This window comes from Pseudomonas sp. S49 (assembly GCF_009866785.1).
Classification (GTDB): Bacteria; Pseudomonadota; Gammaproteobacteria; order Pseudomonadales; family Pseudomonadaceae; genus Aquipseudomonas.
Genome location: NZ_CP019432.1, coordinates 2,232,581 through 2,256,752, shown reverse-complemented (window position 1 = coordinate 2,256,752; position 24,172 = coordinate 2,232,581). Strand labels below are relative to the sequence as shown.

The following is a 24,172-nucleotide window of genomic DNA, read 5'->3' as shown; positions in this document are numbered from 1 at the left end:
TCGCTCTATGAAACCGCGCCTCAGTCTGTTGACCGTCTGCCTGATACTCAGCGCTTGCGGCAGTACCCCACAACCCCCGGACAGCGGCATCGTGCCGCCGGCCGCCTGGCAATCGCCGCAGAGCACCAGCGCCGAACGCGATGCCCTGCGCTGGTGGACGCGCTTCGCCAGCCCGCAACTCAATCAACTGATCGAACAGGCCCAGGTCGGCAGTTATGACCTGGCCGCGGCCATCGCTCGCGTCCGTCAGGCGCGTGCCGACACGGTGATTGCCGGCGGTTCGCAGCTGCCGGAAATACAAGGCACCGGCAATGCCAATCGGCAGAAGCTGTTGCGTGGCGAGGGCTATCGTCAACTGGATGCCGACAGCAGTAACAGGGCGGTGGACTACTTCGACGTCGGCCTCAGCGCCAGTTACGAAATCGACTTCTGGGGCGGTAAGCGCGCATCGCGCGACAGCGCACAATTCAGCCTGCAAGCCAGCGAGTTCGATCGCGCCACCGTCGAGCTGACGTTGCTCAGTGGCGTCGCCAACAGCTACACCCAGGTGTTGTCACTGCAGGAACAGAGTCGCATTGCCGAGCTTAATCTGGCCAACGCGCAAAACGTTCTGCAATTGGTACAGACACGCTACAACGCCGGCTCCGCCACCGCGCTGGAGCTGGCGCAACAAAAAAGCCTGGTGGCCGCGCAGCAACGCCAACTGCCGACCGTCCAGCAACAGGCCCGAGACGCGCAGATCGCTCTGGCCGCACTGCTCGGCCGCCCGGTGCAAGACCTGCCGGCCAGCCACGAGTCCTTCGACCAGTTGCAATGGCCGCCAATATCCGCCGGCGTGCCCAGCGAACTGCTGACCCGGCGTCCGGACATCGCCCGTGCCGAAGCGCAATTGGCAGCAGCTCAGGCGAACGTCACGGTGGCACGGGCGGCGATGCTGCCGAAAATCACTCTAGGCGCGAGCATCGGCTCCGGCGCCAACCAGGCGGATGACCTGTTGCGCAGTCCGTTCTACAACCTCACCGCCGGGCTGATCGCACCGATCTTCAACAATGGTCGATTGGGTGCCGAACGCGACAAAGCGACGGCTCGTCAGGAGGAGCTGCTGGAAACTTATCGCGGCGCCATCATCAACGGTTTCGCCGACGTCGAAAAAGCCCTCAACAGCATCCGTGGACTTGATCAACAACGGCAGTGGCAGAGCGAAGAACTGAACCAGGCGCAAACCGCCTTCAACATCGCCCAGAGCCGTTATCAGGCCGGCGCCGAGGATTTGCTGACCGTACTGGAAACCCAGCGCACGCTGTATGCGGCGCAGGATCAGAACGTGCAACTGCGGCTGTCGCGAATGCAGGCGAGCATTGCCTTGTACAAGGCATTGGGCGGCGGGTGGCAGGCACTGTAATCGCGCAGCCCGGCCAAGCGCTTTCGCGAGCAGGCTCGCTCCCACAAGAGATCACATTTCAACTGGTGGGATGCGGCCAACCTGTGGGAGCGAGCCTGCTCGCGAAGAAGTTGACGCGGTAATCAGGCCTGAGTCTGTTTGGCCTTCAGATTGCGCGCATACCACGGCCGTGGCGGCACGCGGCGGAACAGCCCGGCGAGTTTCTTCTCGTCATTGAGGAAGGTGATGCGCAGCGCCAGCTTCATGGTCTCCGGGTCCATCTCCACCGTCTTGCCCGCCTGCAACCCCGGTGTGGTGCTGCAACCATGGGTGACTGGCCCTAGCCAGGGATCATCGACTTCGTTCCAGCGTCCCGGTGCAAACCACTGCACACCATTGACCACCTTGCGAGTGACTTCACCCGGATGGAAGCGCTCGTGGGCGCGGAACCAGTCCTCAATGCGATCGTCGATCCAGCCATGGAAATGCCAGAACGCCGGGTTGACGTGAGACGAAAAGGGATCGCCCAGAAAGTCGTTTTCCGCGCCATACCAGCGCGGCGCGAAATCGGCCTGATCGCGGGCAAACGGCACTGGCTGGCCGTTGGACGGATCACGCGGCACCGACGCCCAACGCATGTGCAGCCAGTCGTGCAGCCCCAATTCAACCTCGGAACCGAACTGACCGAGCGTGAGTCTGGCCAGGTACACCGGATCACGGTATTGCGACTCCCAGACCTGGAAGTTGCTTTCGTAGGTCTCGGCCGTCTTGATGTCGCTGACCCACTTGCTGTACTCGTCATCACCGTCCGCCAGCCATGCGGGCGGCAGCGCCGTGCCGTCATGGTTGTCGAAGTAACGGGCGAAGCCCGGGCGATCACGGATCAATTCCGGTTGTGGCAGCGGAAAGTATTGCCACGATGGCAGGTCCTGCATTGAACGCGCCGTGCCGAGCATGTGCCGATGCATGAAGAAGAAATCCACACCGGAGCCGTTGCGGTCCTTGCGCGGCCCACGGGCATCGCGCTCCTTGTCACGCGGTCCGGGCTGCCAGCCGATGCCGCGCAAGGCTTCACGTTTGTCTTCAGGCAAGGTGTGCCACTTGTCCCGCGTGGCATGCCACAACTGGTGGAACAGTCGGTGCTCGGGGGAAATCAACCAGGCCAGCAGCGTCGGATTCAACGGTGTCCGTTCACGCGCCTCGGGAAACAGTCGCTTGACTGCGACAAATCCATTGTCCTGTGCTGGCAAGGCCAGGGGGCGATCCAGACGCATCGCTTTTCCGCTGAGGGTGCCTTTGCCGGCGTTGCCGAAATCAGCCCAGACCTCATCGAGGATCATTTCCAGCTCATAGTTGATCTGGCCTTGCGCACCCACCAGCCGCCAACTCAGTTTCGCCGCATCGGCACCGGCCAGATCGCCAAGAATTCGGTAACGAGGTGTTTCGCCGGAGCGCAAACGCTCCGGCGTATCAAGGAAACCACAGACGCCACGACCTTTCTGACCGATGTCGAGGAACACTTGCAGCCCCTGGGCCGGAAGCCCTTCAAGGCCTGCGTCACGGCCTTCGAAGCGAATATCCCAGACGCCTCGCAAGGCACTGGCCAAACGTTGCCCGGCGAGATCGGCGACGTCGAAAGACGCTTCACCCGGAGTGATCGTCGGATCCGGCTTCGTCCATTCACGATGCCCAAAATAAGCCGCCGGCACGGCAGCGCCGGTCAGCGCCAGGCCCGCCATGAACCATCGTCGAGAAATCTTCATTGCCCTACCTGTGTCAGCCATGAAGCAGGCTTTATCCAAGCTAGAACGTTTGTTGCGCGGGTAAATTTATGTGGGTTTGAAAAGATCGCAGCCTTCGGCAGCTCCTGCATCGAATGTATATCCCTGCAGGAGCTGCCGAAGGCTGCGATCTTTTAACCTGGCAACCTAAATTCCACGGCCATCCACTCGTTCCTCCCAGATAGCAAAGGCTTTGCGCCTGCACCTCGATGGCGAACCCGACTGAGATGGCAATGACAAAACCACGTTCGAAAAAGGCTTTATTCATCGGCCTGCCCTTAGCCCTGGCGATCAGCGCCGGTGCAGGCTTTGCCGCTTGGCAGCACTGGTTCAAGGACGACCTTGGCTATGACGCCAAGATTGTGAAACAGGCAGATGAACTGCACGAACGCATGCTTTCTTTCGACAGCCATGTCAGCCTGACGCAGAACTTCGGCACCAACGGTAACGAAGCCGACAAGGATGGCTCCGGCCAGTTCGATCTGGCCAAAACCAGTCGCGGTCGCTTGTCTGGAGCGGCGCTGACCATTTTCGGCTGGCCGGAAATGTGGAACGGCCCCGATGCCCCCCACAAGCCGACTGCCGGCTTCATCGACGAAGCCCGCAACCAGCAGGAAATCCGTTACCGGATCATCTCCGGCATGGTTCGCGACTACCCCAATCAAGTCGCGATCGCCTACACGCCGGACGATATGCGCCGCCTGCACGGCGAAGGCAAGTTCGCGATTTTCATCAGCATGCTCAACGCCTATCCACTGGGCCATGATCTGAATCTGCTGGACCTGTGGACAGCGCGTGGCATGCGCATGTTCGGCTTCAGCTACATCGGCAACAACGACTGGGCGGATTCGTCTCGCCCACTGCCATTCCTCAATGACTCACCGGACGCCCTCGACGGTCTCTCCGATCTGGGCAAGCAGGCGGTCAAGCGCCTCAATGATCTGGGCGTGATCATCGACGTGTCGCAGATGTCGACCAAGGCCCTTGAGCAAGTCGCACAGTTGAGCCGTACGCCGCTGATTGCCTCGCACTCGGCGCCGCGCGCGATGGTCGACATCCCACGCAACCTCAGCGACAAAGAGATGCAGTTGATAAAGAACAGCGGCGGCGTGGTGCAGATCGTCGCGTTCTCGCAGTACCTGCGCCCGCTGACCCAGAAGACCCAGGATCGCCTCAACGAGCTGCGCAAGGAGTTCGGCCTGCCGCCACTGCCGAACCTGGCGATGGCGCTGATGCCGGGCGACCCGATCATTGCGGCCTGGTCCGAAACGAAATTCGGCCTGTACGCCAGCCGCCTCTACGCGATCCTCGAAGACGAACCGAAGGCCAGCCTCAAGGATTTCGGCGACGCCATCGAATACGCCGTGCGCAAGATCGGCATCGACCATGTCGGTATCAGCTCCGACTTCAATGAAGGCGGCGGCGTCAAAGGTTTCGAGAACGTCGGCGAGATCCGCAATGTCACCGCTGAACTGCTGTCGCGCGGTTACTCCGAAGCCGACATCGGCAAACTCTGGGGTGGCAACTTCCTGCGCGTCTGGGATCAGGTCGAAAAAGCCGCGAAACCGGCGCTGGCCAACGCGCAGGGAACGACGCAGCCATGAGTAATCGTCGTGATTTTCTGAAACAGGCCGGGGTGCTCGCCGCCGCGTTGCCACTGGGCGCCAGCCTGCCGACTATTGCCAGCGCCGCGGTTGCCGCCTCCGCACCTGCACCGCGCAACAAATGGACGCAGTTGCAGCAACTGTTCGATCAGGATCCGGACTACCTGCACTTTTCCAACTTCCTGATCACCTCGCACCCGAAACCCGTGCGCGAAGCGATCGAACGACATCGCGCCGCCCTCGACAAAAATCCCGGCCTGGCCATGGATTGGGACCTCGGCGTGATCGAGCAGCGCGAGGAAAACGTGCGAGTCTGGGCCGGCCAATACCTGCAAGCCAAGGCCAAACAGATCGCCCTGACCGGCAGCACTACTGAAGGTCTGACGATGATTTACGGCGGTGTGCATGTGCGCCCCGATCAGGAAATCCTCACCACCGCCCACGAACACTATGCCACCCACACCATCCTCGCCTTGCGCAAGGAACGTGAAGGCACGCAGGTGCGCAAGATCCGTCTGTTCAAGGATCCGCAGACCGCGACCAAAGCCGAAATCCTCGCCGCCATCGACACGGCCATCCGCCCGGAAACCCGTGTGCTGGGCATGTGCTGGGTGCATTCGGGCAGCGGCGTGAAGCTGCCGATCGGTGACATCGGCGCCATCGTCGACAAGCACAACCGTGGCCGCAGCGATGCCGAGCGGATCATTTATGTGGTCGACGGCGTGCACGGTTTCGGCGTCGACAACCTGAGTTTCGCGCAGATGAACTGTGATTTCTTCATCGCCGGCACCCACAAGTGGATGTTTGGCCCGCGCGGCACCGGCATCGTCTGCAGCCGTTTCGAGGAGGTCAAATACGTGACGCCGATCACCCCGACCTTCTCCGAGGCCACAGCGTTTTCCACCACCATGACGCCCGGTGGCTATCACTCCTTCGAGTATCGCTGGGCGCTGGACGAAGCCTTCAAGCTGCACCTGCAACTGGGCAAGGCCGAGGTCGAAGCGCGCATCCACGCGCTCAACAGCTACCTGAAGAAGCGCCTGCTGGAACACCCGCAAATCGAACTCGTCACCCCGCTGAGTCCGCAACTGTCGGCCGGTTTTACCTTCTTTCGAGTCAAGGGCCAGGACAGCGACAAAGTCGCCGCGTACCTGATGCAGAACCGCGTGGTCGCCGACGCCGTGAACCGCGACGTGGGCCCGGTGATTCGTACTGCACCGGGCCTGCTCAACGACGAAGCGCAAATCGATCGTTTGATGGCGTTACTGGCCAAACAGCTGTAGGCGCCACGCTCCCACGTTTCCTTTCAACCTGTTATCGAGAGTCATGATGAACAGTAGTGAACCGCGTAATTTTTCCTTGAAAGCGTTGCCCGCGCTCGGTCTGGCCGCATTGCTCGGTTGTGCCTTGCCGGGGCTGGCGCAAGCGGCCGAACCGCTCAAACCGGGCAAAGTCTTCAAGGACTGCAAGGACTGCCCGGAAATGGTCGTGCTGCCCACCGGCACCTTCACCATGGGCACCCCGGAGGACGAAGTCGGCCGCGAGCCGGACGAAGGTCCGATGCACCCGGTGACCTTTGCCCAACCCTTGGCCATCAGTCGTTTCCAGGTGCTCAAAGGGCAATGGGACGCCTACCTCGCCGACACCGGCTATCAGATGCCCGACGGCGACAAACGCCCGGGCCGCGCGTGCAAGGCCGGTATTCCCGACTACGCGGGCAGCGATCCGAAAAAGCAGTACACCGACAAGCATCCGGCGGTGTGCATGGACTTTCCCGAGGCCGAGGCCTATGTAGCCTGGCTGTCGAAGAAAACCGGTAAATCGTATCGACTGGTCAGCGAATCGCTGCGTGAATACGCCGCCCGTGCCGGTAGCACCGGGCCTTTCCCGTTCCCCTTCGATGAGGGCAAGGAATACAGCATCGCCAAACACGCCAACACCTATGGCGCCGCCGACGGCTACAACTTCACCGCTCCGGCAGGCAAGTTCCCGGCCAATGCCTTCGGCGTCTACGACATGCACGGCAACATCTACGAATGGACCGCCGACTGCTACAACGAAAACTATGTCGGCGCGCCGAGTGATGGCAGCGCCGAGTTGACCGGTGACTGCAAGATTCGCCGCATCCGCGGCAACGACTGGGGTGAAGCACCGGTGTTCTCGCGCTCGGGCAATCGCAATGCCACCTACAGCGACACCCGCGGCGACTGGATTGGTTTTCGCGTCGCGCGAGATCTGTAAGGACAGCTGCACCGGCAGCCGCCACGACGGCGCTGGCCGCTCGCTCGTCGCTTCAGCCTCGATAAACCCGTGGTCGGCTAAATCGCCGCCCACGGGTTTCGTCTTTTAACCAGCCCAATCCTTGAAACGATGCCGTTAGCGGCACTAGAAGCGGAAACCTCCATGACCACAAAATCGCGCGGAGCCATCAGTGAAGTCCTCGGCCTGCTCAAGCCTTACCGGGTCGTCGTGGCGCTGTCGATCCTGCTCGGCATGCTCGGTGGCGTCAGCGTCACTGCCCTGCTGGCGACCATCAACAAAGCCCTGAACGGCACCGGTGTTCCGTCAGCCAGCGTGCTGCTGACATTTGCCGGCCTCTGCGCGTTTGCACTGCTGACTTCGATTCTGTCGGACATCGGCACCAACCACGTCGGCCAGCACATCATCGCCGGCCTGCGTAAATCACTCGGCGAAAAAGTCCTGCTCGCGCCTATCGAGCAGATCGAACGGTTTCGCAGCCATCGCCTGATTCCGGTGCTGACCCATGATGTCGACACCGTCAGTGATTTCGCGTTTTCCTTCGCGCCGCTGGCGATCGCTTTCACCGTCACCCTCGGTTGCCTGGGTTACCTGGCCTACCTGTCCCTGCCGATGTTTGCCCTGCTGTTGATCGCGATCGTGATCGGCACCGTCGTGCAATACATTGCCCGCGCCAAAGGCATCAAAGGTTTCGAAGCGGCGCGCGAGGCCGAAGACGAATTGCAGAAGCACTACAGCGCAATCGCTGCGGGTGCCAAGGAACTGCGTATTCATCGCCCGCGCCGCCAACGCATGTTCAGCCAGCGCATCGAGGGCACGGCGGATTACATCTGCAACACGCACATCCGCTCGATCAACACGTTCGTGGTGGCGAAAACCTTTGGCTCGATGCTGTTTTTCGTGGTGATCGGTCTGGCCCTGGCGCTGCAATCGTTCTGGCTCGGTACCGATAAAGCGGTGCTCAGCGGTTTCGTGCTGGTGCTGCTGTACATGAAAGGCCCACTGGAATATCTGGTCACCACGTTGCCGGTGGTCAGTCGCGCGAACATTGCCTTCAAACGCATCGCCGAGCTGGCCGAACAGTTTTCCTCGCCGGAACCGCACTTGCTCCTGCGCGAGTCGACGCCCGCGAGCAAGACCGCCGTGCAGCAGTTGCAACTGCATAACGTGCATTACGCCTTCCCGCCGGTTCAGGGCAGCGCAGCGTTTGAACTGGGGCCGGTCAATCTGGACATCGCGCAGGGTGACATCGTGTTTATCGTCGGCGAGAACGGCGGCGGTAAAACCACCCTGATCAAATTGTTGCTGGGACTCTATGCGCCACAACGCGGGGAAGTCCTGCTCAATGGCCAGGTGGTCGATGCCCAGGCTCGCGATGACTATCGCCAACTGTTCACCACGATCTTCGCCGACTACTACCTGTTCGATGAACTGGTACAGGGCGACAAACAAGTGCCGGCCGACACCAGCCGCTATCTGGAACGCCTGGAGATTGCGCACAAGGTGAGCATTAACGACGGTGTTTTCAGCACCACCGATCTGTCCACCGGCCAGCGCAAACGCCTGGCGCTGATCAACGCCTGGCTGGAAGAGCGTCCGGTGCTGGTGTTCGACGAATGGGCTGCCGATCAGGACCCGGCCTTCCGGCGCATTTTCTACACCGAGCTGCTGCCGGAGCTGAAACAGATGGGCAAGACCATCATCGTGATCTCCCACGATGACCGCTACTTCGACGTCGCCGATCAACTGGTGAGGATGGAGGGAGGCCGAGTGGTCACCCACAAAAAGCCCCTCGAGACTGCTTGATCGATTGCACCTTTGCAGCCGGCCGGACACCCGTCCTGCCGGCCTTCAATCCGAATGTTTATCGCCGTGGACCCGACTGTCGGCAACGCCGTCAGCGCTCACGGTGCTGCCAACCACGAGAGCCCGATGAACGACTTACTCGATGATGAGGTACTGGCGCTGCTGATGGCAGATGCCGGCGAGCAATCCCAAGGCATCATTGCCCGTCCCCACCCGGCACCGGCCCCCCTCTCCTTCGCGCAACAGCGACTGTGGTTCGTACAACAGCTGACACCTGACAGTGCCGCTTACAACTTGCCACGCGCCGTACGCCTGAGTGGCGCCCTGCAAGCACAGCATCTGGAAATGGCGCTGAATAAAGTCATCGCACGCCACGATGTCCTGCGCAGCGCGATCGTCGAGATCGACGGCGTAGCCATGCAGGTGGTCGATGCACACGCAACGCTGCAGTTGGGGTTCGATGATCTGCGCGGCCTGAGCGCTGAAGCGCGTGAACAGCAGATTGCCCAGCGCATTGGCGAAGAGGCCGCCAAGCCCTTCGACCTGAAACAGGCGCCACTGATGCGCGCGACACTGCTGCAAGTCGCTGACACGGAGCACTTGCTGTTGCTCAACATGCACCATATCGCCTCGGACGCCTGGTCCAACGCGATTCTGATGCAGGACCTGACCCGCGCCCACGCGCAAGCGGCAATGGGCATGAGCGCACCACTGGCGCGCCCGGCCATCCAGTACGCCGACTATGCCGACTGGCAGCGTGGCGACTATCTGCACAGCCCGGCCTGCAAGACCAGCGCCGAATACTGGCAGAATTATCTGGGCCAGACGTTGCCGCCGCTGGATCTGCCGGTGGACTTTGCGCGCAATGACCAGCATAGCCATGCGGCCGGCAAACACGACTTCAGCCTGCCCGCCACATTGGCGCAAGCACTCAATCGCTTCTGCCAGCAGCACGGTTTGACTCCCTTTGTGGTCGCGTTGGGTGCCTGGCAATTGCTCCTGAGCCGCTACAGTGGCCAGGACGATTTCACCGTCGGTGTGCCCAACGCCACACGCAACCGCAGTGAAATTCAGGACCTGGTCGGGTTCTTTGTCAGCACGCAGGTGTATCGCGTGCGGATTGACCCGCAGCAGCCTTGCAAGGACTTTCTGCTGCGTCTGCGCCGCGAATCGCTGGCCGCGCTCGACCATGCCGACTACCCCCTGGAATTGAGCTTCGACGACCTGCAACTGCAAAGCAGTCAGCAGATCAATCCGTTGTTCCAGGTACTGTTCAACTGGCGCACGGACGGCGGCACCTCGGTGCCGCTGAACCTGGGCGAATTGACCCTGGACTTTGTCGATGCCGGCAGCGGGCAGGCGAAATTCGACCTGTCGCTGGACGTCAGTTATTCCCTGAACAGCATCGACGCCAACATCGAATTCAGCCGCGACCTGTACCGCCCCGCCACCATCGAGCGGTTGGCCGGGCATTGGCAGAACCTGTTGCACGCCATCACCGCAAATCCCGATGTTGCCCTGAGCGAATTGCCGCTGCTGAGCGACACCGAGTGCCGCCAGCAACGCGAACAATGGAACCCAGCCGTTGCGCCATTGCCGAGCGAAGGCGTGCATCAGCTCTTTGAACGCCAGGCACTGGCCACGCCGCATGCCCTCGCGCTGATTTGCGATGACGTGCGCATGAGCTATGCCCAACTCAACTCGGCAGCCAATGGTCTGGCGCAGGCCCTGCACGGCTACGGCGTGGGCCCGGAAGTGCGGGTAGGCATCGCGGTCGAGCGTTCGGCGCGGATGATCGTCAGCCTGCTGGCGGTGCTCAAGGCCGGCGGTGTTTACGTGCCCCTCGATCCCGAATACCCGCAGGAACGCCTGACGTGGATGATCGAAGACAGCGGCTTGAGCGTGCTGCTCAGCCAGCGCTCCTTGCTCCAGCGCCTGCCCTCGGTAGACGCGGTGAGCGTGCTGTGCGTCGACGAACTCGACCTCGCCGATAGCGCGCACAGCGACAACCCGACCTGCCGTACCCATGGCCATAACCTGGCGTACGTGATGTTCACCTCAGGTTCCACCGGTCGACCAAAAGGTGTGGGGATTACCCAGGCGGCTTTGACCCGGCACGCGCAAGTCGCCCTGGAATTCCTCGGCCTGACAGCCGCCGATCGTTCGCTGCAATTTGCCACGTTCAACTTCGATGCCTTTGTCGAACAGCTCTACCCGGCGCTGATCTGCGGCGCGTCGGTGGTACTGCGCGGGCCGGACATCTGGGACAGCCAAACCTGGTACCAGCAGTTGCTCGACAAGCAATTCACGGTCAGCGACCTCACCACCACGTACTGGAACATGCTGGCGAGGGATTTTGCCGCTGTCGGTGTCCGTGACTATGGCCCGTTACGCCAGGTGATCGTGGGCGGCGAAGCCATGCCACCGGAAGGCGTGGCGGCGTGGGGCAAGGCGGGACTTGACCATGTGCGCCTGCTCAACACCTATGGCCCGACGGAAACCACGGTCAGTGCCACGGTGCTCGATTGCAAGGACTACGTCACCGGGCATGCGCCACTGCCGAAAACCATGCCGATCGGCCGCCCCTTGGCTGGACGCGCCATTTACCTGCTGGACAGCGGTGGCCAACCGGTCCCGGTGGGCGTCGTCGGTGAATTGGTGATTGCCGGCGATCTATTGGCCCGGGGCTATTTCCAGCGCCCGGATCTGACCGCCGAACGCTTCATGCCTGACCCGTTCAGCACGCAGGGCGGGCGTTTGTACCGAACCGGTGATCTGGCGCGCTATCGCGCCGATGGCGTCATCGAATACGTCGGCCGACTCGATCATCAAGTGAAGATTCGCGGCTTCCGTATCGAACTCGGTGAAATCGAATCCTGCCTGCTGCAAATCCCGGCCGTTCGCGAAGCCCTGGTCCTTGCCCGCGAAGGATTGGCCGGGATGCAGTTGATCGGTTATATCGTGCCGAGCGACGGTGATTTGTCGAGTGAACAGCACGATCAACTGCGTGCAGCCCTCAAGGCTGAACTGAACAGCCGTCTGCCCGCCTACATGGTGCCGAGCCATCTGCTGGTGCTGGAAGCCATGCCCGTCAGCCCGACAGGCAAGCTTGATCGCAAGGCGTTGCCGCTGCCTGACATCAGTCAATCGGAGACCCGCTTCAAGGCCCCGGAAACTGCATTGGAGCAAGCGCTGGCCGAACTCTGGCAGGAAACCCTGCACGTTGACCGGGTCGGCCTCGACGACAACTTCTTCGAACTGGGCGGGCATTCGATTCTGGCCATCCAGTTTATTGCCGCACTCAATGCGCGCCTGGGGATCAAACTCGCTTTGCAGCAAATGCTCGCCCACGCCACCGTCGAAGCCCTGGCGCAATTCATTGCTACGCAACACCAGCAGCAAGCCCAATGCGTGGTGGAACTCTCGGCCTCGGCCGCCAGCGCCCCACCGCTGTTCTGCCTGCATCCCAGCGGCGGCATCGTGTTCTGCTACCAACCACTGGCCAAACGCCTGAGCAAACACGCGCGCACTTTCGGCGTGATGCACACAGGCTTCGCCGACAAACACGCCCACGCCCAGACATGGGCGCAAATGATCGCCGATTACACCCGACAGATTATCGATAAACAGGCTGACGGCCCGTATCGTTTGATGGGCTGGTCGCTCGGCGGCTCCATCGCCATGGACATCGCCGCCGAACTGGAGCGTCAGGGACGTGAAGTGAGCTTCCTCGGTCTGGTCGATACCACACTGCCGGACAGCCTGCTACCGGCAGATCTGCCGCGCAAACCGCTGGAAGAGGAAAATCCCGAGTACTTCAGTGCCCAAAATGAACTGGCGACGGCGGTGGAAATGTTCAGCCTGATGTTCGCTCACCTGCACGAGCCGGCGGCACGCTTCCTCGCCGAAAATCCGCAAACCGATCTCAAGGCTTTCTACCAGTGGGCCAGCCAACAGGCCGCCACCAGCGAACAGGAAATGGTAGCGACACTGGACGCCATCAGACAGGAAATCATGAACGCCCAGGCGTTCGAGATTCACGACCGACTGGTGAAATCCTACGACGCGTTCACGCTGCCGACGCTCAAGGTCGAGGCCAGTTGCTGGTGGTCGCTGTCGCACAAGACGCTGGAGCAGGTGTTGCACTCGGAACAGGTGCTGCGTGAACACACCGTCAGTGGACGCCTGCAAGGCTCGGTGCATTCCACCCTGCCCCACCGCAGCATGATTTACGGTGAGTCGTTGCTTGAGTCCTTTGAAGCGGTGTTCCTGACGTGTGAGGCGGCACTGAACAACTGACTTTCATACTGGCAAACAAAAAACGCAGAAGCGCTGGCTTCTGCGTTTTTGTTTGCGTGATTTGAAACATAACCTGTGGGCGGCATGCCAAAAAAAACGGCCCACACCCTCTTTCGAGAAGTGTGGGCCGCTTCGGTGAAGGCCCTTCAGTGCATCAGAACTTTGGGGTCCACTTCACGGAGAACATCAGGTTGCGTGGATCACCGAAGTTGTTGTTGCCGTCGAGCTGGTTGTAACCGGCCGCAATGTACTTCTTGTCGAACAGGTTGTTGGCGTTCACGGCCAGATCGACTTCCGGTGTCAGCTGGTAACCGACACGGGCGTTCCATACGGTGTAACCCGCGACATCGTAGGTCCCTTCATAGCCCAGCGTATGGCTCTGAGTGGTGAAGCCCAGACCGGTGCTGACACGATCCCACTCACCCGGCAACTGGTAGTTGGCCCACATGCGCAGCATGTGTTTTGGCGTCCAGGTGCTGAACACGCGACCTTCCCTGTCCGGGTCTTTGAGGTACTTGGTGGTGTTGTAGGTGTAACCGGCGAACAGTTGCAGGTCTTCCACTACTTCGCCGCTGATCTCGGCGTCGATACCCTGGCTGCGCACTTTGCCCGAGGCCGTCGAGCAGTACGAACCGTCGCACTCGAAGCCACCCGCAATATCGTTGACCGCACGGTTTTCCTGGTCGTAGCGGAAGAGCGCCAAGGAGGTGTTGACCCGGCCGTCCATCAGCTCGCCCTTGAGACCGATTTCGTAGTTGCTGCCGACCACCGGTTTGAGCACGGTGCCACCGGCATCGCGGTTGGTCTGTGGCTGGAACACGTCGGTGTAACTGGCGTAAACCGCCCACTCGCGGCTCAGGTCATAGACGATACCGGCGTAAGGCGTGACTTCCCCGGTTTCGGTCGCGGTGCTTGGGTCGTTCTTGGTGATGCCGCCGAACGAGGATTGCGCCTTGGATTTGTAGCTGAAGTCATACCAGCTGACACGGGAGCCGAGCACCAGGGTCAGATCGTCGATCGGCTTGACGCGCCAGGTGCCATACAGGCCTTTCTGGCGTACGTCGTATTTACTCAGCGTGCCGCGACCACCCGAAGCGATCAGGCTGTCGTAGTTGATATCGGGACGGTCATTGTTGACGCCGAAAATCGTGTCGCTACTGTTGCTGAAGGTACGGGCGAGCTGATCGTCCGTTTCGAGCTGGGAAAAGTTACCGCCCAACATCACTTCCTGCTGCATCGACAAGGCTTCGAACTTGCCATTCAGGTTCATGTCGATACCGACTTTTGTCGAGTCGAAATCCGTCACGAAGTTGGCGTACTGCACGCCGCTGCCATCCGGTTCCAGACCGTCGCCGGCACTTTGCACGCGCTGGTTTTTCGCCTTGTTGCTTTCGGTCATGCGCACCGCACCGACCTTGAGTGCCCAGTCTTCGTTGAAGCGATGTTCGAGGTCGGCGTAAAGCGTGGTGACGTCGATGTCGGAACTGTTCCAGCGTGCACCGGTGTAGGTGGAGCGCGAGACATCCGGCATCTTGCCGTTAGCGTAACGTGGCAGGCCACGAATCATCGGACGCGAATCACCGTCGGAACGGCTGACGGCCAGGCCCAGGGTGGTGTCTTCGCTCAGGTCGAAGTCCAGCGAGCCGTACAGCGACAGCGTCCGGCTCCAGTCGTGATCAATGAACGAGTTGCTTTGATCCTGATCGGCCACCAGGCGACCGCGGATGGTGCCGGCCTGGTTCAGCGGGCCGCCCGCGTCTACTTGCAGACCGTAATGGTCCCAGGAGCCCGCCTTGGCGGTCACGGATACAGTCGGTGCAGCCTGGCCGCGCTTGCGCACCAGGTTGATGGCGCCACCCGGGCTGCCAGTGCCTTGCAGCAACCCGGAGGCACCGCGCAGGATTTCCAGGCGATCGAAAAACACCAGATCCTGAGTCGCCCAGTTACCCAGCGAATAGGTGTTGCGTGGAATCGGTACGCCGTCGTACTGCCAGTCATCGATCTGGAAACCGCGCGAGGAGATGATCAAACCCTTGCCGACGCCCTGCAGACCCACGACACCGGTGGTCTGGTTCAGCGCATCCTTGAGGTCGACCAGGTCCTGGTCGTCCATCTGCTTGCGGGTCATCACCGTGACCGACTGGGGGATTTCCTTGAGGGTGTGGGTGCCCTTGCCAATCGTCACTGCGTTGGAGGTGTAGGAGTTGCTGCCTTCGGTCGTTGCGCCGACCTGACTTGCGCTGATGTTGGTCGCGCCCAGTTCCAGGCCCTGGGTGTTGCTGCCCCGCACCAGCATCAGGGTGTTGCCCTCGACGCTGTAGCGCACGTCGGTGCCCCTGAGCAATTCGGCGATGGCCGCCTGCGGGCTCATCTTGCCGCTGACCGCGTGGCTCTTGAGCCCGGCCATGTCGTCAGCGTTGTAGATCACTTGCTGGTTGGTCTGCTGACCAAACGCCTGCAGCGCCTGTGGCAACGATTGCGCCGGGATATTGATGCTGACGCTTTCAGCCATCACCTGAGCGCTCAAAGGCAATACACAGACCAGCCCCAGCCCCGTCAACACTCGGCGTGAACGCAGGCCGCGGGACATGACGAGTGCCTTGAACAAAGGTTTCAACTCATGAATTGCTGACATCGTGCTCTCTATTATTGGTAGAAGTGAAAGTCCATTGGGCCGACGGGCCCGCCGCTGTCTGCACACGTGAACCGCACACTGTCGCTGGCCCTGCGGGCGACCTGGCAGTGCGTGGCGATCTGCCCCTCCCCGGGCTCGATCATCTGGCTGGACATCGGCGAAATATTTTCTGCTGAACAAACCGGTGCATTGGCGGCCCTGCCTGACACGATTTGCCCACATACCCTATTAAGACGCAGCACCTCCAAAAAACCGGAATGAGTTTATTTATCATTAACGCAAAAAGTTAAAAAAAAGGCCGACGCTGTTGGGCGACGGCCTTTTGTTTCTTTCTGTGTCAGCTGGTTTGCGCAGCCTTGGCGGCCTGCAACTGTCGCGCCTGCTCGGTCAGACGCGCCTTTTCCTCGGGACTCATCGCCTCCATGCGCAGTCGTACCTGAGCCATTTTTTCCAACTGCCCCGGGCTGCTTTCCACCGCCCGCAACGCCAGCGCCAACGACGCCACGGTCGGATGATCGAAAACCAGTCCCGGATGGATTTCGCATTGCAGCAACTTGCGAATACCGGCCACCAGTTTGATCACCAACAACGAATGGCCTCCGGCCGCGAAAAAGTCGCGCTCGATGCTCAAGCGTTCAAGCCCAAGCAGTTGCGCCATGCGCACGGCGAGCAATTGCTCAAGTGCATCACGCGGCGCAACGCCTTCGTCATCCGCTGCCGTAGCGGCCAATTGTTGCAGCGCCTTGCGATCAATCTTGCCGTTGGCCAGCCGTGGAAAACGCTCGATCAGTTGCAGGTGTTGCGGCACCATCACCGCGGGCAGACGTGCACTCAGTTCGGCACGTGCGGTGTCGAGCTGACCCGCGGTTGCCCCCGGTTGCGCCACGATAAATGCCAGCAAGCCCTGTTCAGCCGACGCGGCAGGCAGCACCAGCGCTTCGGCAACCGCTGGCAGGCGCAGCAGCTCGGCTTCGATCTCCGCGAGTTCGATACGGAATCCGCGCACCTTGACCTGCTGATCGCGCCGACCGTGCAACTGGATCGCCCCGTCAGCGCGGTAACGCGCCAGATCTCCGCTGCGATACAGACGCTGCGCAGGATCGAATGGACTCTGCACGAACGTCTGCGCATCAGCCTCGGCATTCAGATAACCACGGCACAATTGCGCACCGCCCAGGTACAACTCGCCCAGCACACCGACGGGGGCCAGACGCAAATCAGCGTCCAGCACATACACCTGATTGTTGCCCAGCACGTGGCTCAGCGCCGAGCAATCGCTGGCCGTGCCGTCCAGTGTCAGTGGATGAATCATCACGCCGACGGTGGCTTCGGTCGGGCCATAGTGGTTGAACACCCGGCAATCACTGCGCAGCCGCGCAATGCGTTCGATCAGCGTCGGCGCAACCGGCTCGCCCCCCAGCACCAGCGTGTGCGGCAAGGTTGCCTGCTGATGATCGAGCAACGCCGCAAGGTGCGACGGGACGATTTTCAGGCAATCGATCTGATGCTGCTGCAGGTACTCGGCGAACAACGCACCGTCCTGCATCTGCGCATCGCTGGCAACGTGCAGGGTCGCCCCATTGAACAACGCCCCGAACAACGCCGTGTTGCCCAGATCTGCCGCGACAGTGGAGCTGAAGCCGATGTTTTTGCACTGTTCCAGACCCAGTGCCTGACTGGCCTGAGCGACGTAATTGAGCAATTGTCGATGCTCGATCACCACACCTTTAGGCATGCCGGTAGAGCCGGAGGTGAACAGCACATAAGCGATGTCGGTGCCTTGCGTCGCGAGCGCCGGCAACGGCGCGCCCGATGCGCCGGGTTCTGCCAGCGTGCGAGCTTTGTACGGCTGATCCTGCCAAGCCGTGACGTGCGCCTCATCGGTCAGCAACAGTGCGGCGCCGGCCTGTTCCAGCATCAATGCCTGACGCGCCTGCGGCCATTGCACATCCAGCGGCAGATACGCGCACCCGAGGCGCCAGCTCGCCAACATTGCGATCACCAGATCCGCCGAGCGTGGCAACGCCAGCGCGATGATCGAGCCTGCGCTGACACCTTGATTGTTCAGGCCTTGGGCGGCGCTATCGACGCGCGCTTGCAACTGGCTGTAGCTCAATGGCTGCCCAGCATCAGTCAAGGCGATGGCATCCGGCGTACGCAGCGCCAGATCAGCGATGCGCTGTGGCAGATAACGCTGGTCGGCCAGCATCTGTATCGCCGGATTGATCGCCAGCAAGCGCTGTTCGGCGGCGCGGCTGAGCAGGTTGAGTTGCGCCAGCACGGTGTGCGGCGCATCGACAATCGCGCTCAACAGCACGCCGAACTGTTCCAGTACGGCGTTGGCTGCCGCTGGCGAATAGCGCGAAGCGGCGTACTGCAGACCGACACCGGCAAGACGCTGGTTGTCGTCCAGTTGCACCTGCAAGAACAACTCGAAAGCATCCGGTTGCACCTGCACGGTGTCAGCCGCATTCCAGCGCAGACCGCCGCTGCTCGCGGCAACGCCGATCTGGCCAAGGCTGAAGCCGTAGGCCGGACGTGCTGCGTCGGGCGCCAGTTCCGGCGTCCAGTATTCCTGCCAGGTGCGATGCTCTTCGAGGCGCGCTGCCAGTTGCCCCAGCCAGTCACTGAAGCGCGCACTGCCAGGCAGTTCCAGCGAGAGCGGCAAGGTTTTCTCGAACACGCCCACGGCGTTGGCGAAATATTCATAGTCAGCACGGCTGTCATGCCGCAGACCGACCAGTGCCTGATCAAGCCCGCTCAAACGCCCCAGCAACACCCACCACGCACCTTGCAGCAACGTGGCGACTGGCTGACCGAGCTGCTCGGCCAAGGCCTGCAGAGCATCACGCTGCGCCGACTGCAGATTCAGCGATACGCGCGAATCGGCAGCACTCGCTTCGAGGCTGACGCTGCGAGCGGCCAGCCATGGCGTTGCGATGTCCGCCTGCACACCTTGCAGGTGCTGCTGCCAGTAGCTGCGCGCGGTGACGGCGTCTTCATCGAGCACCACCTCACTGCGCCATTCCAGATACTGGGCAAACTCCCCCGACTCTTCGTCTTCGGCTGGCAGAACCCCGGCGTACGCTTGCTGCACTTGCTCCAGCACAAGGTTCAACGATGGCGTGTCGGCACTGTAGCGAGCAATGCCCAGCAGCAGCTGCCATTGCTGGGGCGCCAGGCGATAAAGCACGGCCTGGACACTGGCTGATTCGCCGACGACAAAGGCGCGTTCCCGCGATTCGCTGATTTGCGCCTGAACGTCCTCGGCGCACTGCTCGCCGGCATGGATCATCAGCGGGAAACGTCCGGCGTCGGCCGCAGCCTGACGCAAACCGTGGAAACCGCTGACCTTGTCCAGCCGCGCCAACAGCATCGGCTGCTGTGTCAGCACGGTATCGAACGCGGCCTGCAAACGTTGCGGGTCAAGATCTCCGTCAATGACAACGCTGAGCCAGCGCAAGGCCTCGCCACAGGTGGCGGTGTTCGACAGGCGCTCAAGCAGCGCCTGTTGCTCAGGCGTCAGGGCGAAACCCGGATCCTGCTCGTCCTTCATGACTTCGCTCATGCGCCGCTTTCCTCGGTGTTCAATGCCGCCCGGGCGTTGCTGGCCGGGCGCTCCAGGCTGCTGTGGTCGTACATGTCACCCATGGCGACGACAATCTTGCGCGGACCCTCGAACGGATCGCGGGCATGCGCCACCAGCATGTTGTCGAGCAGAATGGCATCGCCTTTCTGCCAGTCGAATCGCACGGCGCACTCTTCGTATAGCTCGCCAATGCGCTGCATCACGTCGACTTCGATCGGTGTGCCGTCGCCGTAATACACGTGACGCGGCATGCGCTCGGCGCCGAACATCGACAACAGGTCTTCACGCACATCCGGCTCCAGCCAGTAGATGTGGTGCAACTGCACCTGATTGAAGAACGACTTGGCGCCGGTGATCGGGTGACGAATGATCGCCGGTCCCGGTGTGCGGGTTTGCAGTTCGTTGTTGTCGAGCCAGCGCCACTCGATACCGCCGGCGCGGCAGCGGGCTTCGACTTCGGCACGGTCTTCGGTCTTGAAGAAGTGCTGCCACGACACGTCGAGGTTGTCGGTGAAGGTGCGCACATACAGCAAGCCTTTGGACTCGAACTTGTCACGCAGGTCTGCCGGCAGTTTTTCGTACATCAAGCGGCAGTCGACTACCGGCGTTGCACCGCCGACCGGCGCCGCTTGCTCGCAATAGAACATCTGCTTGCGCGGCCAGCGATCCTGGTGCGAGCTCTCGTTGTGGAACAGGATCATCTTGCGTTCCGGGTACGGCGTGGAGCGGTAAGTGTTCTTGCCGCCCTCCTTCTTCGGCAGATCGCCGTATTGACCGTACAGACCTGGCTGGATCGCTTCGGCGAACGCTTCAAAACCCTGAATGCCGTCGAGCTCGAAACCGCGAAAGAGAATGCCGGCGTGGGTCGCCAGTTTTTCTTCGATCAGCGGCCGGTTGTGCTTGATCCACTCGATCAAATCCAGCTGCGGCTCGTTCGGTTCCATCAACAGCGGGAACGGCTGCGGCGCAGCGATCAGCGATTCGCGGATCGGCGCCGGGCGAACCTTGGCCACCGGGGCGGCGCCACGCTTGAGGAACTTGCCCAGTTTGTCGGCCTTGGGTCCGGGGGCAGCGGGTTTGGCGGCCACTGCTAAATTGTCGACTGGCATGCTGATAGCTCCCAATTGAATGTCCTGATCAGCGACGATCTGTTCCAACAGGGCTATCCAGGCCTTCACCAGGTACTGAATGCGCTCGTGTCCGAACAAGGTTGTGGCGAATTGCCAATTACCCAGCAATTGCCCTTCTTCTTCGTCAACGAACAATGCCATGTCGAATTTAGAATGGCTCTGCAGCGCCGCCAGCGGCTCGACGCTCAGACCGCCCATGGATTGGGTGCGGCCCGGCAGGTTGTTCATCACGAACAACACTTGCACCAACGGGTTCATGCCCTTGTGTCGCGGCACGCCACAGGATTCGACGATCATGTCCAGCGGCAGGTCCTGATGCTCCAGCGCGCCGAGCAGGGTGTCCTGAGTGCGCGCCAGGAATGTCGAGAACGCCGTGTCTGCCGAGAAGCGTGAACGCAGCGGCAAAACGTTGACGAAGAAGCCGATCAGCCGCTCCAGCTGCGCCTGCTCGCGCCCGGCAACGTCGGCGCCAACCATTACGTCGTCGCCGCCGCTGAATTGATGCAACAACACTTGGAACGACGCCAGCAGCGTGCTGTACAAGGTCACGCCCGCATCACTGGCAACCTTGCGCAAGGCCTGGCCCAAATCCTTCGGCAGATGAAACTGCACGGCATCACCGTCGTACGACGCCACCGGCCCGCGCGGGGTGTCCAGCGGCAGGTTGAGCTGCCCGCTGTAGCCACTGAGTGCATCTCTCCAGTAATCCGCCTGCTGGCCGAGAATCCCTTGGCGTTCCAGTTCCTGCTGCCACAGGGCAAAGTCGGAATATTGCACTTCCAGCGCCGGCAACGGCGTGGTGTCACCGGCCTTGCTCAACTCATGGATCTGCACCAGTTCGTTGACCAATACGCCCATCGACCAACCGTCAGAAATGATGTGATGCATGGAGAACAGCAGCACATGCTCGGTCGGTGACAGATGCAGGATGCGCCCGCGCCACAATGGCGCCTGCTCCAGATCGATCGGCGTTCGCGCGTTATCCAGCGCTGCTTGCGCGACCTGTTCTTCCTGAGCACTGCGCGACAGACCGGACAAATCGAGCAACGGGAAGTCGACATCGACCGTCTCGGCAATCAGCGCAATCGGATCACCTTCGTCATCTTGCGAATACGCGGTGCGCAACACTTCATGACGGCGCACCACTTCGGCAAAACTGCTCATGAAGCGCTCGACCGACAGCTCACCGCGCAAGCGCAGGGCCAGCGGCATGCCGTAGGCCGAACTGCCGCCGGACAATTGCTCGGCGACCCACAAACGCCGTTGCACCAACGACAGCGGTGCCGTCGACTTGGCGCCCCAGGCCTTCAGTGGAACTGCCTGACTGGCCGCCCCGCCGAGGGCCGGTGTCTGATCTTCGGCCATCCAGGTGGCCAGATCCTTGAGACGCGGATGGTTGAACAGGTCCCGCAGGCTCAACGTGCCGCCGGTCAAATGGCGCAAACGCGAGACTGCCTGAGTGGCCAGCAGCGAGTGCCCGCCCAGTTCGAAGAAATGATCCTCGCGGCTGACCTGATCGAGCTCCAGGACGTTTTGCCAGATGGCTGCGATCTGCTGTTCCAGTTCACCGACCGGGGCAACGAAGTCACCCGCCGCGACAAACGCGTCGATGCTCGGCAAGGCTTTGCGGTCGACCTTGCCATTCGGCGTCAGCGGCAGGCTGGCGAGGAACAGCACGTGCGCCGGAATCATGTAGTCCGGCAGGTGCACCTTGAGTTGCGTCTTCAGCGCTTCGCGCAGCAGCGCTTGCGCGGCCGCATCGGCGCTGGCCACGGTCGCATCATCCACCACCACATACGCCACCAGTTGATGGCTGGAGGCGATCGGTTGCGCCACCACCAGTGCCTGGCTGACGTTGTCGATCTGCAACAGACGCGCTTCGATTTCGCCCAGCTCGATACGGAAACCGCGCACCTTCACCTGGTGATCGATACGCCCGACGTATTGCAACGTGCCGTCGCCCAGATAACGGGTCAGGTCGCCCGTGCGGTACATACGCTCGCCATTGCCGGCGAACGGATTGGGCACGAATTTCTCTGCGGTCATCGCCGCCCGGCCCAGATAGCCACGGCTGAGGCCGGCACCGGCCAGGTACAACTCCGCCGACACACCCTGTGGTGCCGGTTGCAGATCGCCGCCCAGCACATAACTGGCGGTGCGGATCATCGGTCGACCGATGTTCGCCGTGCCGCCTGCCTCTCGACGGGTCCAGGTGGAGTAAACGGTATCTTCCGACGGGCCGTACAAGTCGAAGATATCGGCGATGGTCGCCTGTTGATACAGCGTGTCCACGAGGTTCTGCTTCAGCGCTTCGCCGCACAGGTTGATGATGCGTACGCTGGCAGGAATATCGCCAGAGTCTTGCAAGGCATTGATTGCCGACGGCACGGTATTGATCAGGCGCACCTGATCGCGCGCCGGCAAGTGCGGCAACTCCAGTGCGTTGCGCGCAATGATCAACGAACCGCCATTGGCCAGGGTGACAAACAGCTCCCACACCGACAGGTCGAAACACACCGACGTCGAAGCGAGCACACCTTGAATGTCCTCGCGGCTGTAGAGGTGCTTCGACCAGTCGCTGAGCGCCATGATGTTGGCATGGCTGATCGATACGCCTTTGGGCTTGCCGGTGGAACCAGACGTGTAAATCACGTAGGCAAGATTGTTCACACTCACGCCAGTGACAGGCGCGACCGTGCTGTAGGCCGAGAGATCCAGTTGATCCAGCAGCAACACTTGCATGTCGCTGGCGAGCGACAAGGTGGCCGCCACATCGGTCTCGGTCAGCAGCACGCGGGCGCGGCTGTCCTCAAGCATGTAGGCGACCCGATCCGCCGGGTAATCCGGGTCCAGCGGCACGTAGGTGCCACCGGCCTTGAGGACCGCGAGCAATGCCACCAGCAGATTGTCGGAGCGCTGCATCGCCACACCGACGCGCACTTCGGCGGCGACGCCCGTGCTGATCAAACGGTGCGCCAGACGATTGGCCCGGGCATCGATATCGCCATAGGTGAAGGACTGCTGGCCGAACGTCACGGCGCGCGCGTCCGGCTGGGCAGCGACCTGACGCTCAATGGCCTGGTGGATGCAAATCGGCTCTAGGTCAGCGGTTGCCTGCGGATTCCAGTCACGCAGAATACGTTGCTCGTCACCTTCCTCCAGCAAGTTCCACTCGCCCAGGCAGGCATCGACGCTGGCGTGCATGCCGCTCAACAGTTGCTGCAACTGTGTCGCCAGTTTGATCACGGTGCTGGCGGCAAAGCTTGTGTGCTGATAGCTGAAGTGCACGGTCAGTTGCTGATCGAGGTTGACCATCAACGTCAGCGGATAGTTGGTCTGCTCATAACGGTCAACCTCGCCAAAGCGCAGGTCAGCCGATTCGGCTTGCTGCAAGGCTTCGGCAATCGGGTAGTTCTCGAACACCAGAATGTTATCGAACAACGCCTCACCGCTCTGCCCTGCCCAACGCTGAATATCGAACAGCGGTGTGTGCTCTTGCTCGCGCAGCAACAGGTTCTGTGCCTGCACCTGTTGCAGCCATTGCGGCAACGACTGTTCGGCACGTGGGCTGGCAATGATCGGCAAGGTGTTGATGAACAGACCGATCTGGCCTTCGACGCCATTCAACTGCGCCGGTCGCCCCGATACCGTGGCGCCGAACGTGACAGTGTCCTGCCCGGTGTAGCGT

The 24,172-nt window shown here is 61.4% G+C and carries 10 protein-coding genes (1 of these 10 only partly in view); 6 read left to right on the top strand and 4 right to left on the bottom strand.

What is annotated here, in order from left to right; genetic code table 11:
* Positions 1-7: 7 nt before the first annotated feature.
* Positions 8-1,402 (top strand): efflux transporter outer membrane subunit, encoded by a 1,395-nt coding sequence (locus tag PspS49_RS09805; RefSeq protein ID WP_160039011.1) that lies wholly within the window; start codon positions 8-10, stop codon positions 1,400-1,402.
* Positions 1,403-1,524: 122 nt separating this feature from the next.
* Here the strand turns inward: PspS49_RS09805 and PspS49_RS09800 are convergent, their stop codons facing one another.
* The gene (locus tag PspS49_RS09800; RefSeq protein ID WP_160039009.1) at positions 1,525-3,144 is read right to left on the bottom strand and encodes a PvdJ/PvdD/PvdP-like protein; all 1,620 of its coding nucleotides are present in this window, start codon (positions 3,142-3,144) and stop codon (positions 1,525-1,527) included.
* A gap of 251 nt (positions 3,145-3,395) precedes the next feature.
* Here PspS49_RS09800 and PspS49_RS09795 point away from each other — a divergent pair, with 251 nt between their 5' ends.
* The 5 genes from PspS49_RS09795 (at position 3,396) to PspS49_RS09775 (ending at position 13,130) form a co-directional block, all read left to right on the top strand.
* Positions 3,396-4,766, top strand: coding sequence for a dipeptidase (locus PspS49_RS09795; RefSeq protein ID WP_127926545.1), 1,371 nt, complete (start codon positions 3,396-3,398; stop codon positions 4,764-4,766).
* Positions 4,763-6,049, top strand: a complete 1,287-nt coding sequence (locus tag PspS49_RS09790) for an aminotransferase class V-fold PLP-dependent enzyme (RefSeq protein WP_160039007.1) — start codon at positions 4,763-4,765, stop codon at positions 6,047-6,049. Before PspS49_RS09795 ends, PspS49_RS09790 begins: the two co-directional genes overlap by 4 nt.
* 46 nt (positions 6,050-6,095) lie before the next feature.
* Positions 6,096-7,007 (top strand): formylglycine-generating enzyme family protein, encoded by a 912-nt coding sequence (locus PspS49_RS09785; protein WP_160039005.1) that lies wholly within the window; start codon positions 6,096-6,098, stop codon positions 7,005-7,007.
* 162 nt (positions 7,008-7,169) lie between these two features.
* Positions 7,170-8,831 carry a cyclic peptide export ABC transporter gene (locus tag PspS49_RS09780; protein ID WP_127926542.1) on the top strand — a complete coding sequence of 554 codons (1,662 nt, stop codon included), beginning with the start codon at positions 7,170-7,172 and terminating at the stop codon, positions 8,829-8,831.
* A 126-nt stretch (positions 8,832-8,957) separates the two neighbouring features.
* Positions 8,958-13,130 (top strand): non-ribosomal peptide synthetase, encoded by a 4,173-nt coding sequence (locus tag PspS49_RS09775; RefSeq protein ID WP_160038995.1) that lies wholly within the window; start codon positions 8,958-8,960, stop codon positions 13,128-13,130.
* 154 nt (positions 13,131-13,284) lie between these two features.
* On the opposite strand, the gene PspS49_RS09770 is transcribed toward PspS49_RS09775, so the two are convergent.
* The 3 genes from PspS49_RS09770 to PspS49_RS09760 form a co-directional block, all read right to left on the bottom strand.
* Positions 13,285-15,765 carry a TonB-dependent siderophore receptor gene (locus tag PspS49_RS09770; RefSeq protein ID WP_150774894.1) on the bottom strand — a complete coding sequence of 827 codons (2,481 nt, stop codon included), beginning with the start codon at positions 15,763-15,765 and terminating at the stop codon, positions 13,285-13,287.
* 337 nt (positions 15,766-16,102) lie between these two features.
* Entirely contained in the window at positions 16,103-19,333 is a 3,231-nt protein-coding gene (locus PspS49_RS09765; RefSeq protein ID WP_160038993.1) for an amino acid adenylation domain-containing protein, read from the bottom strand.
* Positions 19,330-24,172, bottom strand: the 3' end of a protein-coding gene (locus PspS49_RS09760; RefSeq protein WP_160038991.1) for a non-ribosomal peptide synthase/polyketide synthase. It continues 8,684 nt past the right edge of the window; the window shows 4,843 of its 13,527 coding nt (coding positions 8,685-13,527); its start codon lies off the right edge, out of view — the gene reads right to left on this strand; it ends in the stop codon at positions 19,330-19,332. The genes PspS49_RS09765 and PspS49_RS09760 overlap by 4 nt, the downstream gene beginning before the upstream one ends.